The organism is Bacillus sp. EB106-04-04-XG123, from assembly GCF_058791855.1.
Genome location: NZ_JBYTDZ010000001.1, coordinates 292,484 through 308,061, shown reverse-complemented (window position 1 = coordinate 308,061; position 15,578 = coordinate 292,484). Strand labels below are relative to the sequence as shown.

General features: G+C 40.7%; 21 protein-coding genes. All 21 read left to right on the top strand.

All coding sequences use genetic code 11. The annotated features are described in order from the left end of the window. Positions 1–22 precede the first annotated feature (22 nt). Positions 23–802, top strand: coding sequence for a GTP-sensing pleiotropic transcriptional regulator CodY (codY, locus tag AC3WTB_RS01545; RefSeq protein ID WP_007499612.1), 780 nt, complete (start codon positions 23–25; stop codon positions 800–802). Between the two features lie 287 nt (positions 803–1,089). Further along, positions 1,090–1,479, top strand: a complete 390-nt coding sequence (gene flgB, locus AC3WTB_RS01540) for a flagellar basal body rod protein FlgB (RefSeq protein WP_492333230.1) — start codon at positions 1,090–1,092, stop codon at positions 1,477–1,479. Next, positions 1,479–1,931, top strand: a complete 453-nt coding sequence (flgC, locus tag AC3WTB_RS01535) for a flagellar basal body rod protein FlgC (RefSeq protein WP_024424179.1) — start codon at positions 1,479–1,481, stop codon at positions 1,929–1,931. Before flgB ends, flgC begins: the two co-directional genes overlap by 1 nt. 11 nt (positions 1,932–1,942) lie before the next feature. Continuing rightward, positions 1,943–2,260: a flagellar hook-basal body complex protein FliE gene (fliE, locus tag AC3WTB_RS01530; RefSeq protein WP_039178515.1), complete on the top strand. Its 318-nt coding sequence runs from the start codon at positions 1,943–1,945 to the stop codon at positions 2,258–2,260. Positions 2,261–2,309: 49 nt separating this feature from the next. Continuing rightward, positions 2,310–3,902 carry a flagellar basal-body MS-ring/collar protein FliF gene (gene fliF / locus AC3WTB_RS01525; RefSeq protein WP_039178517.1) on the top strand — a complete coding sequence of 531 codons (1,593 nt, stop codon included), beginning with the start codon at positions 2,310–2,312 and terminating at the stop codon, positions 3,900–3,902. An 11-nt stretch (positions 3,903–3,913) separates the two neighbouring features. Beyond that, positions 3,914–4,930 (top strand): flagellar motor switch protein FliG, encoded by a 1,017-nt coding sequence (gene fliG / locus AC3WTB_RS01520; RefSeq protein ID WP_058837706.1) that lies wholly within the window; start codon positions 3,914–3,916, stop codon positions 4,928–4,930. Continuing rightward, positions 4,923–5,687 (top strand): flagellar assembly protein FliH, encoded by a 765-nt coding sequence (gene fliH, locus AC3WTB_RS01515; RefSeq protein WP_212042669.1) that lies wholly within the window; start codon positions 4,923–4,925, stop codon positions 5,685–5,687. Before fliG ends, fliH begins: the two co-directional genes overlap by 8 nt. Next, positions 5,684–7,000, top strand: a complete 1,317-nt coding sequence (gene fliI / locus AC3WTB_RS01510; protein ID WP_024424174.1) for a flagellar protein export ATPase FliI — start codon at positions 5,684–5,686, stop codon at positions 6,998–7,000. Before fliH ends, fliI begins: the two co-directional genes overlap by 4 nt. A gap of 8 nt (positions 7,001–7,008) precedes the next feature. Then, positions 7,009–7,452 (top strand): flagellar export protein FliJ, encoded by a 444-nt coding sequence (fliJ, locus tag AC3WTB_RS01505; protein ID WP_024424173.1) that lies wholly within the window; start codon positions 7,009–7,011, stop codon positions 7,450–7,452. A gap of 12 nt (positions 7,453–7,464) precedes the next feature. Beyond that, a complete protein-coding gene (locus tag AC3WTB_RS01500) occupies positions 7,465–8,166 on the top strand; it encodes a MotE family protein (protein WP_126681804.1) in 702 nt (233 codons plus the stop codon). Continuing rightward, the gene (locus AC3WTB_RS01495) at positions 8,167–9,492 is read left to right on the top strand and encodes a flagellar hook-length control protein FliK (RefSeq protein ID WP_126681805.1); all 1,326 of its coding nucleotides are present in this window, start codon (positions 8,167–8,169) and stop codon (positions 9,490–9,492) included. It abuts the gene before it with no gap. Further along, a complete protein-coding gene (gene flgD, locus AC3WTB_RS01490; RefSeq protein WP_039178531.1) occupies positions 9,492–9,938 on the top strand; it encodes a flagellar hook assembly protein FlgD in 447 nt (148 codons plus the stop codon). The genes AC3WTB_RS01495 and flgD overlap by 1 nt, the downstream gene beginning before the upstream one ends. 17 nt (positions 9,939–9,955) lie before the next feature. Then, positions 9,956–10,747, top strand: coding sequence for a flagellar basal body rod protein FlgG (gene flgG / locus AC3WTB_RS01485; protein ID WP_047202163.1), 792 nt, complete (start codon positions 9,956–9,958; stop codon positions 10,745–10,747). A gap of 37 nt (positions 10,748–10,784) precedes the next feature. Then, positions 10,785–11,000 carry a swarming motility protein SwrD gene (swrD, locus tag AC3WTB_RS01480; protein WP_008344794.1) on the top strand — a complete coding sequence of 72 codons (216 nt, stop codon included), beginning with the start codon at positions 10,785–10,787 and terminating at the stop codon, positions 10,998–11,000. After that, a complete protein-coding gene (gene fliL, locus AC3WTB_RS01475) occupies positions 10,997–11,425 on the top strand; it encodes a flagellar basal body-associated protein FliL (RefSeq protein WP_024424168.1) in 429 nt (142 codons plus the stop codon). Before swrD ends, fliL begins: the two co-directional genes overlap by 4 nt. 32 nt (positions 11,426–11,457) lie before the next feature. Further along, positions 11,458–12,456, top strand: coding sequence for a flagellar motor switch protein FliM (fliM, locus tag AC3WTB_RS01470; RefSeq protein ID WP_024424167.1), 999 nt, complete (start codon positions 11,458–11,460; stop codon positions 12,454–12,456). Next, the gene (gene fliY, locus AC3WTB_RS01465; protein ID WP_039178540.1) at positions 12,446–13,564 is read left to right on the top strand and encodes a flagellar motor switch phosphatase FliY; all 1,119 of its coding nucleotides are present in this window, start codon (positions 12,446–12,448) and stop codon (positions 13,562–13,564) included. The genes fliM and fliY overlap by 11 nt, the downstream gene beginning before the upstream one ends. A 27-nt stretch (positions 13,565–13,591) precedes the next feature. Continuing rightward, a complete protein-coding gene (gene cheY, locus AC3WTB_RS01460) occupies positions 13,592–13,954 on the top strand; it encodes a chemotaxis protein CheY (protein ID WP_007499584.1) in 363 nt (120 codons plus the stop codon). An 18-nt stretch (positions 13,955–13,972) separates the two neighbouring features. Continuing rightward, complete coding sequence (fliZ, locus tag AC3WTB_RS01455) at positions 13,973–14,632, top strand: flagella biosynthesis regulatory protein FliZ (protein ID WP_039178546.1); 660 nt, start codon at positions 13,973–13,975, stop codon at positions 14,630–14,632. Continuing rightward, positions 14,625–15,290 carry a flagellar type III secretion system pore protein FliP gene (fliP, locus tag AC3WTB_RS01450; RefSeq protein ID WP_008354479.1) on the top strand — a complete coding sequence of 222 codons (666 nt, stop codon included), beginning with the start codon at positions 14,625–14,627 and terminating at the stop codon, positions 15,288–15,290. The genes fliZ and fliP overlap by 8 nt, the downstream gene beginning before the upstream one ends. Positions 15,291–15,306: 16 nt before the next feature. Beyond that, a complete protein-coding gene (gene fliQ / locus AC3WTB_RS01445) occupies positions 15,307–15,576 on the top strand; it encodes a flagellar biosynthesis protein FliQ (protein ID WP_003211206.1) in 270 nt (89 codons plus the stop codon). Positions 15,577–15,578: the final 2 nt, after the last annotated feature.

Here is a 15,578-nt window from a genome sequence, read left to right as displayed (position 1 = left end):
GTAATCTAGGAGGATCATTATTATGGCGTTACTACAAAAAACAAGGATTATTAACTCAATGCTGCAAGATGCAGCGGGGAAACCAGTTAATTTCAAAGAGATGGCAGAAACACTGAGAGATGTCATTGATTCAAACATTTTCGTATTAAGCAGAAGGGGAAAGCTTCTTGGTTACTCCATTAATCAACAGATCGAAAATGCACGTATGAAAAAAATGCTTGAAGATCGTCAGTTCCCTGAAGAATATACAAAGAGTCTATTCAATGTCCCAGAAACGTCTTCAAACCTTGATATTAACAGTGAATATACAGCTTTCCCGATTGAGAACCGTGACTTATTCCAATCAGGTTTAACAACAATTGTTCCAATTATCGGCGGAGGAGATCGTTTAGGTACGTTAATCCTGTCCCGCTTACAAGATACATTCACAGATGATGATTTAATTCTTGCTGAATACGGGGCAACAGTTGTTGGAATGGAGATTCTTCGCGAGAAAGCAGAGGAAATCGAAGAAGAAGCAAGAAGTAAAGCGGTTGTCCAAATGGCGATTAGCTCTCTATCATACAGTGAGCTTGAAGCGATTGAGCACATTTTTGAAGAGCTTGATGGAAACGAAGGTCTTCTTGTCGCAAGTAAAATTGCAGACCGTGTAGGGATCACTCGTTCAGTGATCGTAAACGCATTACGTAAGTTAGAAAGTGCAGGCGTAATCGAATCTCGTTCTCTTGGAATGAAGGGAACGTACATCAAAGTGTTGAACAACAAATTTTTAATTGAACTCGAAAATTTAAAATCTCATTAATCAAAAACCCTTTTTGGCCGAAATAAATGCTGAAAAGGGTTTTTTATGTGAAAAAATGAGGATTTGTCCGAAAAATGTCACTCTTTTTTCCAAGAAACCCCTTACAAATCTGTAGTGCTTTGAATCTAGGCCTTTATACCTATTCGTAAAATAGATATATATTACGAGTTTTTTTTACATATACATCATAGACTTTAATCCTATTATTTCTTACAATGAACATATGGTTTTACAAATCTCGACATGATTAAATGGAATGAAATACATATGATTGGAGGTATATGGTTTTGGATATATTTTCTGGAACGATAAGCAACCTTGAGAATGCCTTGGGCAGAGCGAATGTTAAGCAAAAAGTCATAAGCGATAATATCGCGAATATAGACACACCGAACTACAAGTCGAAAAACGTCACATTCCATGACATGCTAAATGATGCATCGAACAAATTAGATGCTAAAAAAACATACCAAGGTCACATTGATTTTTCAAAAACAGGGTCTAATTATTCAGTTGTTTCTAGCAACCGTACTTCATATCAAGAAAACGGAAATAATGTCGATATTGATCAAGAGATGAGTGAACTCGCTAAAAACCAAATTCAGTATAATGCTTTGGTGGAAAGAATGAGCGGGAAATTTAATTCTCTTAAAACAGTTTTGACAGGAGGTAAGTGATGTCGATTTTTTCAGGAGTGAACGCTTCGGCCTCAGCATTAACGGCACAGAGGCTCAGAATGGACGTTGTATCCTCAAACCTTGCAAATATGGATACAACAAGAGCTAAACAGGTTGATGGCAACTGGGAGCCTTATAGACGTAAGCTTGTCACATTACAGCCGTCAGGTGAATCATTTTCATCTATATTGAACTCAAGTATGAATTCGAGCGGCAAATTAGGAAACGGCGTCAAAGTAACAAAGATTACAGAAGACGAAACTCCATTCAACCTTCAATATGATCCTACAAATCCCGATGCCAATGAAAATGGATATGTTCAAACACCAAATGTCGATCCATTAAAAGAAATGGTCGACCTCATCAGCAGCTCAAGATCATATGAAGCAAACGTGACTGCTCTAAATGCGAACAAAAGCATGCTGATGAAAGCTTTAGAAATAGGAAAGTAAGGTGAAAAGAATTGGTTAATGCAATATCTCCTTTCCAGCTTCAAACCGCTCAGCAAGCAAGTGAATTGACGAATGCATCGTCCTTGCAGGCGGCTGCACCTAAAAGTCAAACGAATTTCTCTGATGTGCTGAAAAATTCCATTGAGGCTTTAAATCAATCACAGCTGAAATCAGACCAGTATACAAATGCGCTTGCACAAGGAAAAGATGTCAATCTCGATGAAGTCATGATTGCCTCGCAGAAAGCGAGTGTCACACTCACAGCTGCGACAGAGTTTCGAAATAAAGCAGTCGAAGCGTACCAAGAGATTATGAGAATGCAGATGTAGGAGGTGCTGGTGGACAAAAAAAGACTGAATGGAATGACCGGGGGTTAAGATGAATCGTACTTTAATGCAATTAAGAACAAAAACAGTTGAGTTTTGGCGAAATCGATCAAAATTACAAAAAATACTCATGATTGGCGGCGTTGCTGCCCTAGCAATCATTATTACGGTTGTTAGCATCTTTGCTTCTTCTGAAAAAATGGTTCCGCTCTTTAGAGACTTGTCTGAGGCAGAAGCTGGACAAATCAAACAGGAACTAGATGGCAAAAACGTTAAATCGGAACTTGCAAACAATGGAACAACGATTCTCGTTCCAGAAAAGCAAGCAGACTCTTTAAAAGTAACACTCGCATCTGAAGGGCTTCCTAAGACAGGCAACATTGATTATTCCTTCTTTGCAAACAATTCAGGCTTCGGTTTAACAGATAATGAATTTGATGTTCTGAAAGTAGACGCAACTCAGACAGAACTATCCAATCTGATCAACACAATTGATGGGATTAAAGATTCAAAAGTGATGATTAACCTGCCAAAAGATTCCGTTTTTGTTGGAGAAGAGCAAAGTAATGCATCAGCATCCATTGTGCTGCAAGTTGAGCCTGGCTACACGCTTACGCCGCAGCAAGTAAAAGGCCTTTATCATCTTATTTCAAAAAGTGTGCCGAATTTAAAAACAGAAAACATTGTCATTATGGACCAAGATTCCAACTACTACGACTTAAACACCAGTTCCGATTCTTATGCAAGTGGAATGGATGCACAGCAGCAGAAAAAAGAGGAAATCGAAAAGAATCTTCAAAGAAAAATTCAGCAGCTGCTCGGAACAATGATGGGTCAAGATAAAGTGGCTGTATCGGTCACAACAGACATTGATTTTACTGAAGAAAAAAGAAAAGAAGACCTTGTAGAACCTGTTGATAAAGAAAACATGCAGGGGATTGCTGTCAGCGCTGAAAAGATTGCTGAAACATATTCAGGCAATGGAGCAGCAGCTGGAGGCACCGCTGGAACAGGTGACGATGATGTCACAAATTATCAAGGTGCCGATGGAGCGAATGGAAGCGGAGATTACGAAAAGAGTGAAGATCGTATCAATTATGAAGTCAACCGCATTCATAAAGATATCAAAGAAAGCCCTTATAAAATTAGAGATGTTGGCATTCAAGCGTTGGTCGAACCACCAACTGCAAACGATGCAAACTCTTTAACAGCTGAAAGACAAGATGATATCAAAAAGATTCTTTCAACGATCATTAGCACATCGATTGATAAAGAATACACAAATGGTCAAGCGCTCACTCAAGCAGACTTAGATAACAAAATCGTTTTATCAGTATCAAAATTAGACGGTAAACAGCAAACTGCGGCAGATAACCCTTCAAACAATATTCCAATCTGGGTTTATATTGTAGGCGGTGTGCTCCTACTTGCAATTATAGCTCTTATCATTCTTCTTGTACGTAAGCGTAGAAGAGATGAGGAAGAAGAGTTTGAGTTTGATGAACGTACACCAATCGATGTTCCTGATATCGACACTGAACCAGAAACAGAAGAAATGGTGAGAAAAAATCAGCTTGAAAAAATGGCAAAAGAAAAACCAGAAGACTTTGCTAAATTGCTACGCAGCTGGCTGTCCGAGGATTAGGAGGAATACACATGTCGAGAAAAGATCCAAATCGACTAACAGGCAGACAAAAAGCAGCAATCCTAATGATTTCCTTAGGGCTAGACGTGTCAGCATCTGTATACAAACATCTGTCTGAAGACGAAATAGAAAAATTAACATTAGAAATTTCCAATGTACGAAGTGTAGATACTGCTAAAAAAGATGAAATCATCGAAGAGTTTCACAGCATTGCCATCGCGCAGGACTACATATCGCAGGGCGGTCTTTTGTACGCAAGACAAGTGCTTGAAAAAGCGCTTGGTGAGGACAAAGCGGACAGCATCTTAAACCGGTTAACATCCTCTCTTCAAGTAAAACCATTTGATTTTGCTCGAAAGGCTGAACCAGAACAAATTTTAAACTTTATCCAGCATGAGCATCCACAAACGATTGCGCTCATCCTTTCCTACCTGGATCCAGTGCAGGCTGGGCAAATTTTATCTGAGTTAGGCGAGGAAGTACAAACTGAGGTTGCAAGACGTATAGCCTTAATGGACCGCACATCTCCAGAGATCATCAATGAGGTGGAACGCATTCTTGAACAAAAGCTGTCTTCAACATTTACGCAGGACTACACGCAAACAGGCGGAGTCGAAGCGGTTGTGGAAGTGCTAAATGGTGTAGACCGTGCTACGGAGAAGACCATTTTAGACACACTTGAAATTCAAGATCCTGAACTTGCTGATGAAATTAAGAAACGGATGTTTGTCTTTGAAGATATTGTCACTCTTGACAGCAGAGCGATTCAGCGCGTCATCAGAGATGTTGAAAATGATGACTTATTGCTCGCACTCAAAGTGGCAAGCGAAGAGGTCAAAGAAATTGTCTTCCGCAACATGTCACAGCGGATGGTCGAAACATTCAAAGAAGAAATGGAGTTTATGGGGCCTGTCCGGCTTAGAGATGTCGAGGAAGCACAAACTCGTATTGTCAGCATCGTAAGACGACTTGAGGAAGCTGGAGAAATCGTCATAGCTCGAGGCGGAGGAGACGATATCATTGTCTAGGATTATCAAACATGAAACATCTGTTATTCCTGAACAAGGACGGCAAACGATTCCTTTACAGCAAGTGGAGTTTAAAAGAGAACATCACGAAGAAGAGCTTGTCAATGAAACCGAAGCATCACAGCTTGTACTTAGTGATGCAGAAGATCAAGCGAGCCGCATATTAGAACAAGCAAACAGTGAGCTGGAAAAAACAATGGCTGAAATCAATCAGCGCAGAACTGATTTTGAAGAAGAAAGAATACAGCTCATTGAAGAAGCGAAACAAGCAGGTTATCAAGACGGCTTTCAAAAGGGCGAAGCAGATGCGAATATGCAGTACCAAGCTATTCTTGATCAAGCAAATGACATCGCCGGTCTTGCAAGGCAGGACTACGAAGAAAAAATTGAAAGCTCTGCTGAGCAAATTGTGGAACTTGCTTTTGAACTCGCTAAACGCGTTTGGAATGCAGCTGAGGAGACGAAAGATCAATTTTTGGCTCTTGTGAAGCAGGTCATTTCAGAAGTGAAAGAATATGACGATATTTCGATCTATGTTGACCCTGAACATTACGAGCATGTGATGGAATATAAAGACGAATTGATTAGAATCCTTCAAAAGGATACACATCTTGCCATTTACTCGGATGAAAAAGCGCCAAAAGGAACTTGTTACGTAGAAACAAGTTTTGGAAAAGTGGAAGCGAGTGTTGATACCCAATTGAATCAGCTGAAAGAAAAATTATTAGAAGTCATTGATTCAGGTGATCACAAATGAAAATGGATGTGTTAAAAGAAACGATTGAAACCGCTGATCCTTATAAACGATTTGGTAAAGTCAACCGAGTGGTTGGGCTCATGATTGAATCTAAGGGGCCTGAGAGTTCGATCGGTGACGTGTGTCTCATTCATAAAAAAGGGAGCAAGCACCATCCGATCAAAGCAGAGGTCGTAGGGTTTAGAGATGAAAACATTCTGCTCATGCCTTATGTAGAAGCATCCAATATTTCACCAGGAAGTCTTGTGGAAGCGACGGGTGAGTCGCTGAAGGTCAAAGTAGGGACTGGATTAATTGGTGAAGTCGTTGATGCCTTCGGTGATCCGCTTGATGGCAGTATGCTTCCGAAAGGACTTGCACCTGTTTCGACAGATCAATCACCCCCAAATCCGATGGACAGACCGCCTATTCGAGAAAAGATGGGTGTCGGCGTTAGAGTCATTGATAGTCTGCTCACAGTTGGCACTGGTCAAAGGATCGGGATTTTTGCCGGAAGTGGTGTTGGAAAAAGTACCTTAATGGGGATGATTGCAAAGCAGACAGAAGCAGACCTCAATGTCATTGCCCTTGTTGGAGAACGTGGCCGTGAAGTTCGTGAGTTTATTGAAAAGGATTTAGGTGCTGAAGGACTGAAGCGATCAATTGTTGTCGTCGCAACTTCTGACCAGCCTGCACTGACGAGACTGAAAGCTGCCTATACTGCAACAGCCATTGCGGAATATTTCAGAGACAGAGGCAAAAATGTCATGTTCATGATGGATTCTGTTACGAGGGTTGCCATGGCGCAAAGGGAAATAGGTCTTGCAACTGGCGAGCCGCCAACAACAAAAGGATATACACCTTCAGTGTTCGCTATACTGCCAAAATTGCTCGAACGAACTGGGACAAATCAGCTTGGTTCCATCACAGCGTTTTACACAGTTCTTGTTGATGGGGACGATATGAATGAACCGATCGCTGATACAGTGAGGGGGATCCTGGATGGCCACATTGTACTTGATCGTGCTTTAGCCAACAAAGGACAATTTCCCGCTGTTAATATTTTGAAAAGTATCAGCCGTGTCATGAGCAATATCGCAAGTCATGATCACAAGGAAGCGGCTAACCGGTTCCGCCAGCTTTTATCCACTTATCAAAACGCTGAAGACCTCATTAATATTGGAGCATATAAAAAAGGCTCCTCCAAAGATATTGATGAGGCCATGCAGGCTTACCCTCATCTGATTTCATTTTTGAAGCAGGATGTAGAAGAGGCTGTATCTATTGAAGACAGTGTGAGTTTATTGCTCAGTTTGATGAATAGAGAGGATTGACAAAAACAGTGAGATATCAATACAAATTTCAAAAGCTCTTAGAACTGAAAGAAAGTGAAAAAGACAAGTCACTTGCAGCGTACCAACAATCCGTTTCGGCATTTGAGCAAGTCGCTGAAAAACTCTATGAAAATATGAGTAAAAAAGAGCTAATGGAAAAAAGCAAAGAAGAAAAGCTGAGAAGTGGAATGAGTGTTCAAGAAATGCGTCATTACCAGCAATTTGTGACCAACTTAGATAACACCATTCAGCATTATCAGCAGCTTGTGATCATGAAACGTCATCAAATGAATGAAAAACAATCTGATTTAACTGAAAAAAACATTGAGTTTAAAAAGTTTGAAAAAATGAAAGAAAAGCAATTTGAAAAGTTTTCCCTTGAACATAAGGCAATTGAAATGAAAGAAATGGATGATATCTCTATCAGCCAATTCATGTTTCAAGGACATTAGGAGTCGAGATGAATGCCTAAGAAGGAAAAAACAAAGGAATCAGGCGGCGGGAAATTTCAATGGATCTTGTTTATTGTCATCATCCCATTGATTGTGCTTGTGATTGTCACTGGCACGATCCTTTATATGGCAGGTTTTGATCTAAAGAAACCGCTCCAAAACATTCCGGTGATCAGCAGTTTAGTTGGTTCAGATGACACCTCAAAAACGTCATCTTCACCTAATGATCAAAGCGATGCAGAGTTGAAAGAACTGAAAAAGACCATTAAAGAGCAAAAAAATGAGCTCGAAATTGCACAAAAAGATTTGAAAACAAGTGATGAAGAGATTAAAAGACTGAATCAAAAAATCAACTCACTTGAAAAAACATCTGAAAATGATGCAAAGAATACGTCAGCCAATGACAGTTCATCGAATAACAGCTCATCAAATAATACGTCAGGTAATAACTCGGCAGCGGAGTCCTCTGATGCAGCGGCATCCTCTAATCAGCAGACAAAAGGAAAGATCGCCAGCATTTATGAAAGCATGGACCCAGGGAAATCCGCCAAAATTTTATCAGAACTAAGTGATAAAGAGGCATTAAAAATCCTTGAAGAGCTGAGCAAAAATAAACTGACAGACATATTAGCAAAACTGACACCTCAGAAGGCAGCAACGTTTACAAAAGAGCTTGCCAAAAAAGAAGAACGTGAAAATGGGGGTGGACAATAAGTGAAGCTATTGGATATTGCAGCCTTACAGCAATCTTCTCAAGGTCTCTCGGGACTAAAGGGAGGCGGCGCGGCAACTGCCAGCGGTTTGTTTAAACAATTACTTAGCGGAGCAGGCGCCCAAAGCGGTCCTGTTGATGCTGAGACAGCCGCTTCTACCTCACTTTCTATCAATGATGCGATGCAGATCATTGAAAAATGGATGCAATCACCTGAAGAAGGAATGAGCGCAGATCTACTAAGTGCGCTTCAAACACTACAAGGTCAAACACTTGAAGCAACTGATCTCAAGTCACTTGAAGAATTATTTCAAAAAATGGAATCTTCCATTTACGGTGATCAAGCTGAAAAGCCAGGTTCTGAACATAGTGAACAGCTCATACAAGTCCACTTTTTCATCTATCAATTGCTTAATCAACAGCCGCTCAGCTTTGATGCGAAACTTGTGCAGGATATTGAAGGAAAAGGTCAAGACTTCATCGACTTTCTTTCGAAAAACGGGGTAGATGAGAAACTCGTTCAGCAAGTAAAAGAGCAGTTCTTTTCGCAGGGTTCAGCACCAAAGCTGAATTCGATGACTCAAAGTGAGCTAAAGCACTTTAATCAGTTAATCGATCATATGATGGCGAGTGCGAAAGGATCTGACAAAGAGTGGAAAATTTCACTAGGAGAGTTGAAGGAACTGGTCTCTCCAAAACAAGAATCTACTCTCGCTTCTCCGGCAAAAGGGAATGCATCTCTTGAGTGGCTCATCAAAAAAGAAGTCGTTAAAGGACAAAGCACTGCTGCGCCAGCTTCTGAAAAAATAATGACCCACTCGCTTCTGCCAGGTCATAAGCAGTTTTTCCACCTGCAGTCAGCGGCTCCTGTTCAGCAGACACAAACGACGGATGAAAAGCCAGGAACAGTTGATCAGCAAATTCTAAACACGTGGAAGCAAATGAAATTCACGCCGTTTGGCAATTCAAGCGGACGGTTTACCGTTCGATTAAATCCTGAAAATCTTGGATTTATTACCATTCAGCTAACGAAACAAAACGGTATGTATGCGAGTAAAATTACTGCCTCGACGCAAGCAGCAAAAGAGCTGTTAGAGCATCACCTTCCGCAGCTCAAGCAGGCGCTTCCGAATATGTCGGTTCAAGTGGACCGTTTCCATATACCGCTTCAATCAAATGAGCAGCCGTTATTTGGACAGTTTAGTGAAGAAAACAAGCAGCAGCAGCCAAAAGGACAGAATTTCCAGCAGACTGATGAACAGGAAGCAGAATTCCAAGATGTCCTAGATGCTCTTGTTGGGTCAGATGAAGAAGAGGAGGAGATCTAATGGCAACAGTTGATGCTACGAATAGAACAGCCGCACAAACAGACACTTCTTCAAAAGCAGAAAAGAAAACAGATACGCTCGGCAAAGATCAATTCTTGAAAATTTTGCTCACACAGCTTCAAAACCAAGATCCGACAAACCCACTTGATGACCGTGAGTTTGTCACGCAGCTTGCCACTTTTTCATCTTTAGAACAGCAAACCAATATGAACGATTCGATCACCAAGCTGAATCAGCTCATGTCTACATTTGTTGCACACCAAGATCCGTTTACGACGTATGTAGGCTGGATTGGTAAAGAAGTATCGGGCAAGCTGGATGATAAAGAGATATCGGGCACTGTGAAGTCTGTTAAAAACATAGACAATGAATACTTGCTTATTTTGGAAGATGGAACGAAAATCAGCCCTTGGGATGTTACAGCAGTTGGAGAAAAAACGAAGTAATTCGAGGAGGAAAATAAATGTTACGCTCACTTTACTCAGGAATTAGCGGAATGAAAAACTTCCAATCAAAATTAGATGTGGTAGCCAACAACGTAGCCAACGTCAATACACACGGATACAAAAAAAGCCGTATCACGTTTAAAGATATGGTCAGCCAAACCATTGGAAGTTCAGGTGGACCAACGAACAACTCTGGTTCAATCAACTCAAAACAAATTGGTTTAGGATCATCTTTATCTTCTATTGATAAAATCATGTCAGCGGGATCTTCTCAAAATACAAATGAACCTTACGACTTCTATATCAATGGAGATGGGTTTTTCCGTATTGAAAGTCAAGGAGAAATTCTTTATACAAGAACAGGGAATTTCGACACTGATTCAGAGGGAAGCTTAGTCACCCCTGATGGAAATTATCTGCTTGGAATGAATGGACAAAAGATAACGATTCCAGATGGCGTTTCAAGTGTAAGTGTTGGTCCAGATGGAACGGTTTCGGTTGTTGAAAACAACGTATCTAGAACTGTTGGACAGATTTCACTCGTATCTTTCCGTAACGCAGGAGGATTAGACAAAGTTGGTGACAACCTTTACCGCCAAACGTTAAGCTCAGGTGCACCAAGTAATCCTATCGTACCTGGTGAAGAAGGAACTGGCGTGATCCAAACAGGTAAACTTGAAATGTCAAACGTTGATTTAACAGATGAGTTTACTGAAATGATTATCGCGCAGCGCGGATTCCAATCGAATGCAAAGACGATCACAACTTCTGATGAAATTCTGCAAGAGCTTGTGAATCTGAAACGATAGGAGGTAGGGGGAGCGGATGATCGCTTCTCTGCTTAATATGATTGAAGTGACAAGATTAAATGGCAAAGGATTTATGCTGAACGCTCTCCATATCGAGCAAATCGAAAGTTTTCCAGACACGACCATTACTTTGGCCAATGGAAAGAAATTCGTTGTGAAAGAAGATGAAGAGCAGCTTCAAGAGAAAATCATTTCTTTCTACAGAAAAATCCAAGTCATTTCATTGAATCAAGGAATAGAGGAGTTTGAATGAAGAAGAAATTAGTCGTAGTAATGCTAATCATGATTATTGCCATCGTCGGAATTGGAGCAGGCATCTTTTTTCTGCTGAATGGGTCAGACGAAGCAAAAGCTGAAAAAGAGCCAACAGCAGATGAAGTCGTAAAAGCTTCTGTTGAAATTCCTGAGATTATCACCAATTTAAAATCTGAAGGAAATGCTGTCAAACTTGTCCTGAATATTGAAACGGACTCTGAAAAAGCAAAATCAGAGCTTGAGAAAAGAAGTTTCCAAGTAAAAGATGCTGTAATCGACATTTTATCAGACACGAATGCAGATGAACTTGATGGCAAAAAAGGCAGAGAACATTTTAAAACACAAGTCAAAAACAAAGTGAATAACTATTTGCAAGATGGCAAGGTGAAAGAAGTATATATAACCTCCTTTAATCTGCAATAGAGGCGATTAATTAACGCGACGGAGGTGAAGAAATGTCAGGAGAAGTGCTTTCCCAGAATGAGATCGACGCATTATTATCCGCCATCTCAACAGGCGAAATGGATGCAGAAGAGCTGAAAAAAGAAGAAACGACGAAAAAAGTGAAAGTGTATGACTTTAAACGTGCACTGCGCTTTTCAAAAGACCAGATTCGAAGTTTAACAAGGATTCATGATAACTTCGCTAGACTGCTCACCACTCACTTTTCAGCGCAGCTAAGATCATATATTCAAATTACTGTCAGCTCGGTTGACCAAGTACCATACGAAGAATTTATTCGTTCGATTCCTAATATGACATTATTAAACTTATTTTATGTCAGCCCGCTTGAAGGAAGAATCATGCTTGAAGTAAACCCAACAATCGGCTATGCGATGATGGACAGGCTGATGGGCGGGATTGGCATTAGTCATAATAAGACAGAATCACTTACAGAAATTGAAACAAAGATTATCTCAAACATGTTTGAGGGAGCTTTGGAAAATTACAGAGAAGCGTGGCAGTCCATAACCGACATCGAGCCTGAAATGGCAGATTTCGAGGTAAATCCCCAGTTTGTTCAAATGGTGTCACCAAACGAAACAGTTGTCGTCATTTCTCTTAATACACAGATTGGCGAGGTAAGCGGGGTTATTAACCTATGTATTCCTCACGTTGTATTAGAGCCTATTATTCCGAAGCTGTCTGTACACTACTGGATGCAGTCTGAACGAAATGAACCAAAACAGCAAGAGACAAAGGCCATTGAAAAACGGATTATGAAGGCAAAAATACCGGTAGTCGCAGAGCTGGGACAATCGGAAATGACGGTGGAAGAGTTTTTGAATTTGGAAATTGGTGATTGTATTGCCTTGGACAAACCAGTAAATGCGCCTCTTACTGTTATGGTCGGAAATAAACCGAAATTCTTGGGACAGGCCGGCCGCGTGAATCGGAAACAGGCGATTCAAATTCTAGATCACGACATAAGAGGTGAAGAAGATGGAGAATAACGGAAGTAAATTATCACAAGACGAAATCGATGCGCTCCTTAAAGGAGGCAGCAATGACGATATAGAGCCTGATACAATCCTTTCTGCAATGGAGCAAGATGCCATTGGAGAAATCGGTAATATTTCATTTGGCAGCTCTGCAACAGCACTTTCAACCCTATTAAATCAAAAAGTGGAGATTACAACTCCAACGGTTACAGTAATTCAAAAAAGTAAGCTGAATGAGGAATTTCCTCATCCGTATGTCGCTATTGAAGTGAATTATACAGAGGGCTTCAGCGCAAGTAACCTGCTTGTTATCCAGCAAACAGATGCAGCAGTCATTGCGGACTTAATGATGGGCGGAGACGGCACAAATGCTGACCCTTCTTTAAGCGAAATTCATTTAAGTGCAGTGCAAGAAGCGATGAACCAAATGATGGGTTCTGCTGCGACGTCTATGTCGACAGTCTTTAATAAAAAGATTGATATTTCTCCGCCGCGCGTCGAATTACTTGATGTGAAAGAAGGAGAAGGGACAGACCGCATTCCAGCTGAAGAAATGCTTGTCAAAGTATCCTTCAGATTAACAATAGGTGAACTGATCGATTCAAATATTATGCAGCTTTATCCTATTACATTTGCGAAGGATTTAATCGCAGAATTAACAGTCCCTGCGCAAGAAGAAGAGCCTGTTCAAGAAGCTCAAGTGAGCACACCTGAACCTCAGCCGGCAGCAACGCAAACGCAGTCTGCCCCAGCGCAGCAAGCAGCACCGCCGAAAAGACAGGCGAAGCCGGCAGCACCTGTAAATGTGGCGCCAGTCGAATTTGAAGCGTTCAGTGAGCCTCAGCATACAACAAGCCAGCTTGGAAATCTTGATATGCTGATGGACATTCCGCTTTCCATTACGGTGGAACTTGGAAGAACTCAGCGCAGTGTGAAAGAAGTTCTTGAGCTTTCAGCTGGAAGTATCATTGAACTGGACAAACTTGCTGGTGAGCCAGTAGACATTCTAGTTAACAAACGAATCGTCGCCAAAGGGGAAGTCGTTGTCATTGATGAGAACTTTGGTGTTCGTGTGACTGACATTTTAAGCCAGTCAGAAAGACTTTCTAATTTAAAATAAACAAACATACAGGGAGAGAATAAGTAAATGGCTACTAAGGTATTAATCGTAGATGATGCAGCATTCATGAGAATGATGATCAAGGATATTCTTGTAAAAAACGGATTTGATGTAGTAGGAGAAGCAGAAAACGGCGCACAAGCAGTTGAAAAATACAAAGAAACATCTCCTGATCTTGTCACAATGGATATCACAATGCCAGAAATGGACGGAATCACTGCACTAAAAGAAATTAAACAAATCGATGCTTCTGCAAAAATCATCATGTGTTCTGCAATGGGACAGCAGTCAATGGTTATTGACGCGATCCAAGCAGGCGCAAAAGACTTTATCGTGAAGCCATTCCAGGCAGACCGTGTACTTGAAGCAATTAATAAAACGTTAGGCTAAAAAAGGGTGTAAGATTTGTTGAAAAAACGTTTGATATGTATAGCAATGATCAGTTTTATGCTTTTCTTGACGATGCAGCCTGCCTCACTGTTTGCTGAAACGAAAGATCCTGAGAATGGCACAGTGAATGACTGGCTTAAAGATGAGAAAGAAAGCAAAAAGGATACAGAGAAGAAAACCACTGACAATCAAACGAATCCGGCAGAAGAAGTTCCCTCTTCTTCTGTCTCCATTATGGATTTTGTCAAAATGATTGGTGCCTTACTATTTGTCATCCTGCTTATTTATGGATTGGTGAGATTTGTTGGTAAGCAAAACCGCTTACTCAAACCATTTCGCTATGTTGAAAATATTGGCGGAACGACAGTCGGACAAAATCGTTCAGTCCAGTTGATCAAGGTGGGCAAACGAGTATTAGTTGTCGGCGTAGCAGATTCAATCCAGCTGCTAAAAGAAATTGATGATGAACAAGAATGTGAAGCAATCGTAAAACAATATGAAGAAGCGATGGAGAGTAAGACCGATTTACCAAAAATGGTTCAAAAATTCACATCGCAGGTAAAGAAACATGATCAGCCGACCACTTCTTCTTTTTCAGCCAATTTAAAGGCGCAGCTAGCCGAATTGAAAAAGACCCAATCAGAAGTCAGAAAGAAAGGCCCGAAACAAAATGAATGAGTTTATCGATTTATTTAATTCCAGCGGTGCAGGAAATATCAGCACATCTGTCCGTCTTCTATTACTTTTAACTGTATTTTCGGTTGCACCGGGCATTCTCATTTTAATGACGTGTTTTACACGGATTGTCATTGTTCTTTCATTTGTCAGAACATCTCTTGCAACCAACTCAATGCCGCCAAACCAAGTGCTTGTTGGACTTGCTTTGTTTCTCACATTTTTTATCATGGCACCCACGTTCTCACAGATTAATAAAGAGGCGCTTACGCCGCTTTTAAATGATGACATTACGTTAAATCAGGCATATGAAAAAGCCGAAGTGCCTATTAAAGAGTTTATGAGTAAACATACAAGACAGAAAGATTTGGCTTTATTTCTTAGCTACGCAAAAATGGATACACCTGAATCGATTAAAGATATTCCATTAACGGCGATGGTTCCCGCTTTTGCCATCTCAGAATTAAAGACGGCATTTCAAATTGGTTTTATGATCTTTATTCCATTTTTAATTATTGACATGGTGGTCGCAAGTGTTCTGATGTCAATGGGGATGATGATGCTTCCGCCGGTTATGATATCACTCCCTTTCAAAATATTGTTATTTGTTTTAGTCGATGGATGGTATTTGATAGTTAAATCTTTGCTGCAAAGCTTTTAGAGTAGGTGCTTAAAACATGAGTTCAGAATTTGTCATTACGATGGCTGAAAGATCAGTGTATGTAGTATTGCTTGTGAGTGGGCCGCTTCTAGCGCTCGCACTCATTGTGGGACTGATTGTCAGTGTGTTTCAGGCGACAACCCAAATTCAAGAACAGACGCTTGCGTTTATTCCTAAGATTGTTGCAGTACTCATTGGACTCGTTGTGTTTGGTCCATGGATGCTTTCAACAATTGTGTCTTTTACGACAGAACTGTTCTCGAATTTAGATCGATTTGCAGGTTAAGC

Coding starts and splice junctions, on each gene's coding strand:
- codY (WP_007499612.1), top strand. CDS start 23: ATGGCGTTACTACAAAAAACAAGGATTATTAACTCAATGCTGCAAGAT.
- cheY (WP_007499584.1), top strand. CDS start 13,592: ATGGCTACTAAGGTATTAATCGTAGATGATGCAGCATTCATGAGAATG.
- fliP (WP_008354479.1), top strand. CDS start 14,625: ATGAATGAGTTTATCGATTTATTTAATTCCAGCGGTGCAGGAAATATC.
- flgC (WP_024424179.1), top strand. CDS start 1,479: ATGTCGATTTTTTCAGGAGTGAACGCTTCGGCCTCAGCATTAACGGCA.
- fliM (WP_024424167.1), top strand. CDS start 11,458: ATGTCAGGAGAAGTGCTTTCCCAGAATGAGATCGACGCATTATTATCC.
- flgG (WP_047202163.1), top strand. CDS start 9,956: ATGTTACGCTCACTTTACTCAGGAATTAGCGGAATGAAAAACTTCCAA.
- swrD (WP_008344794.1), top strand. CDS start 10,785: ATGATTGAAGTGACAAGATTAAATGGCAAAGGATTTATGCTGAACGCT.
- flgD (WP_039178531.1), top strand. CDS start 9,492: ATGGCAACAGTTGATGCTACGAATAGAACAGCCGCACAAACAGACACT.
- fliL (WP_024424168.1), top strand. CDS start 10,997: ATGAAGAAGAAATTAGTCGTAGTAATGCTAATCATGATTATTGCCATC.
- fliI (WP_024424174.1), top strand. CDS start 5,684: ATGAAAATGGATGTGTTAAAAGAAACGATTGAAACCGCTGATCCTTAT.
- AC3WTB_RS01500 (WP_126681804.1), top strand. CDS start 7,465: ATGCCTAAGAAGGAAAAAACAAAGGAATCAGGCGGCGGGAAATTTCAA.
- fliY (WP_039178540.1), top strand. CDS start 12,446: ATGGAGAATAACGGAAGTAAATTATCACAAGACGAAATCGATGCGCTC.
- fliG (WP_058837706.1), top strand. CDS start 3,914: ATGTCGAGAAAAGATCCAAATCGACTAACAGGCAGACAAAAAGCAGCA.
- fliQ (WP_003211206.1), top strand. CDS start 15,307: ATGAGTTCAGAATTTGTCATTACGATGGCTGAAAGATCAGTGTATGTA.
- fliF (WP_039178517.1), top strand. CDS start 2,310: ATGAATCGTACTTTAATGCAATTAAGAACAAAAACAGTTGAGTTTTGG.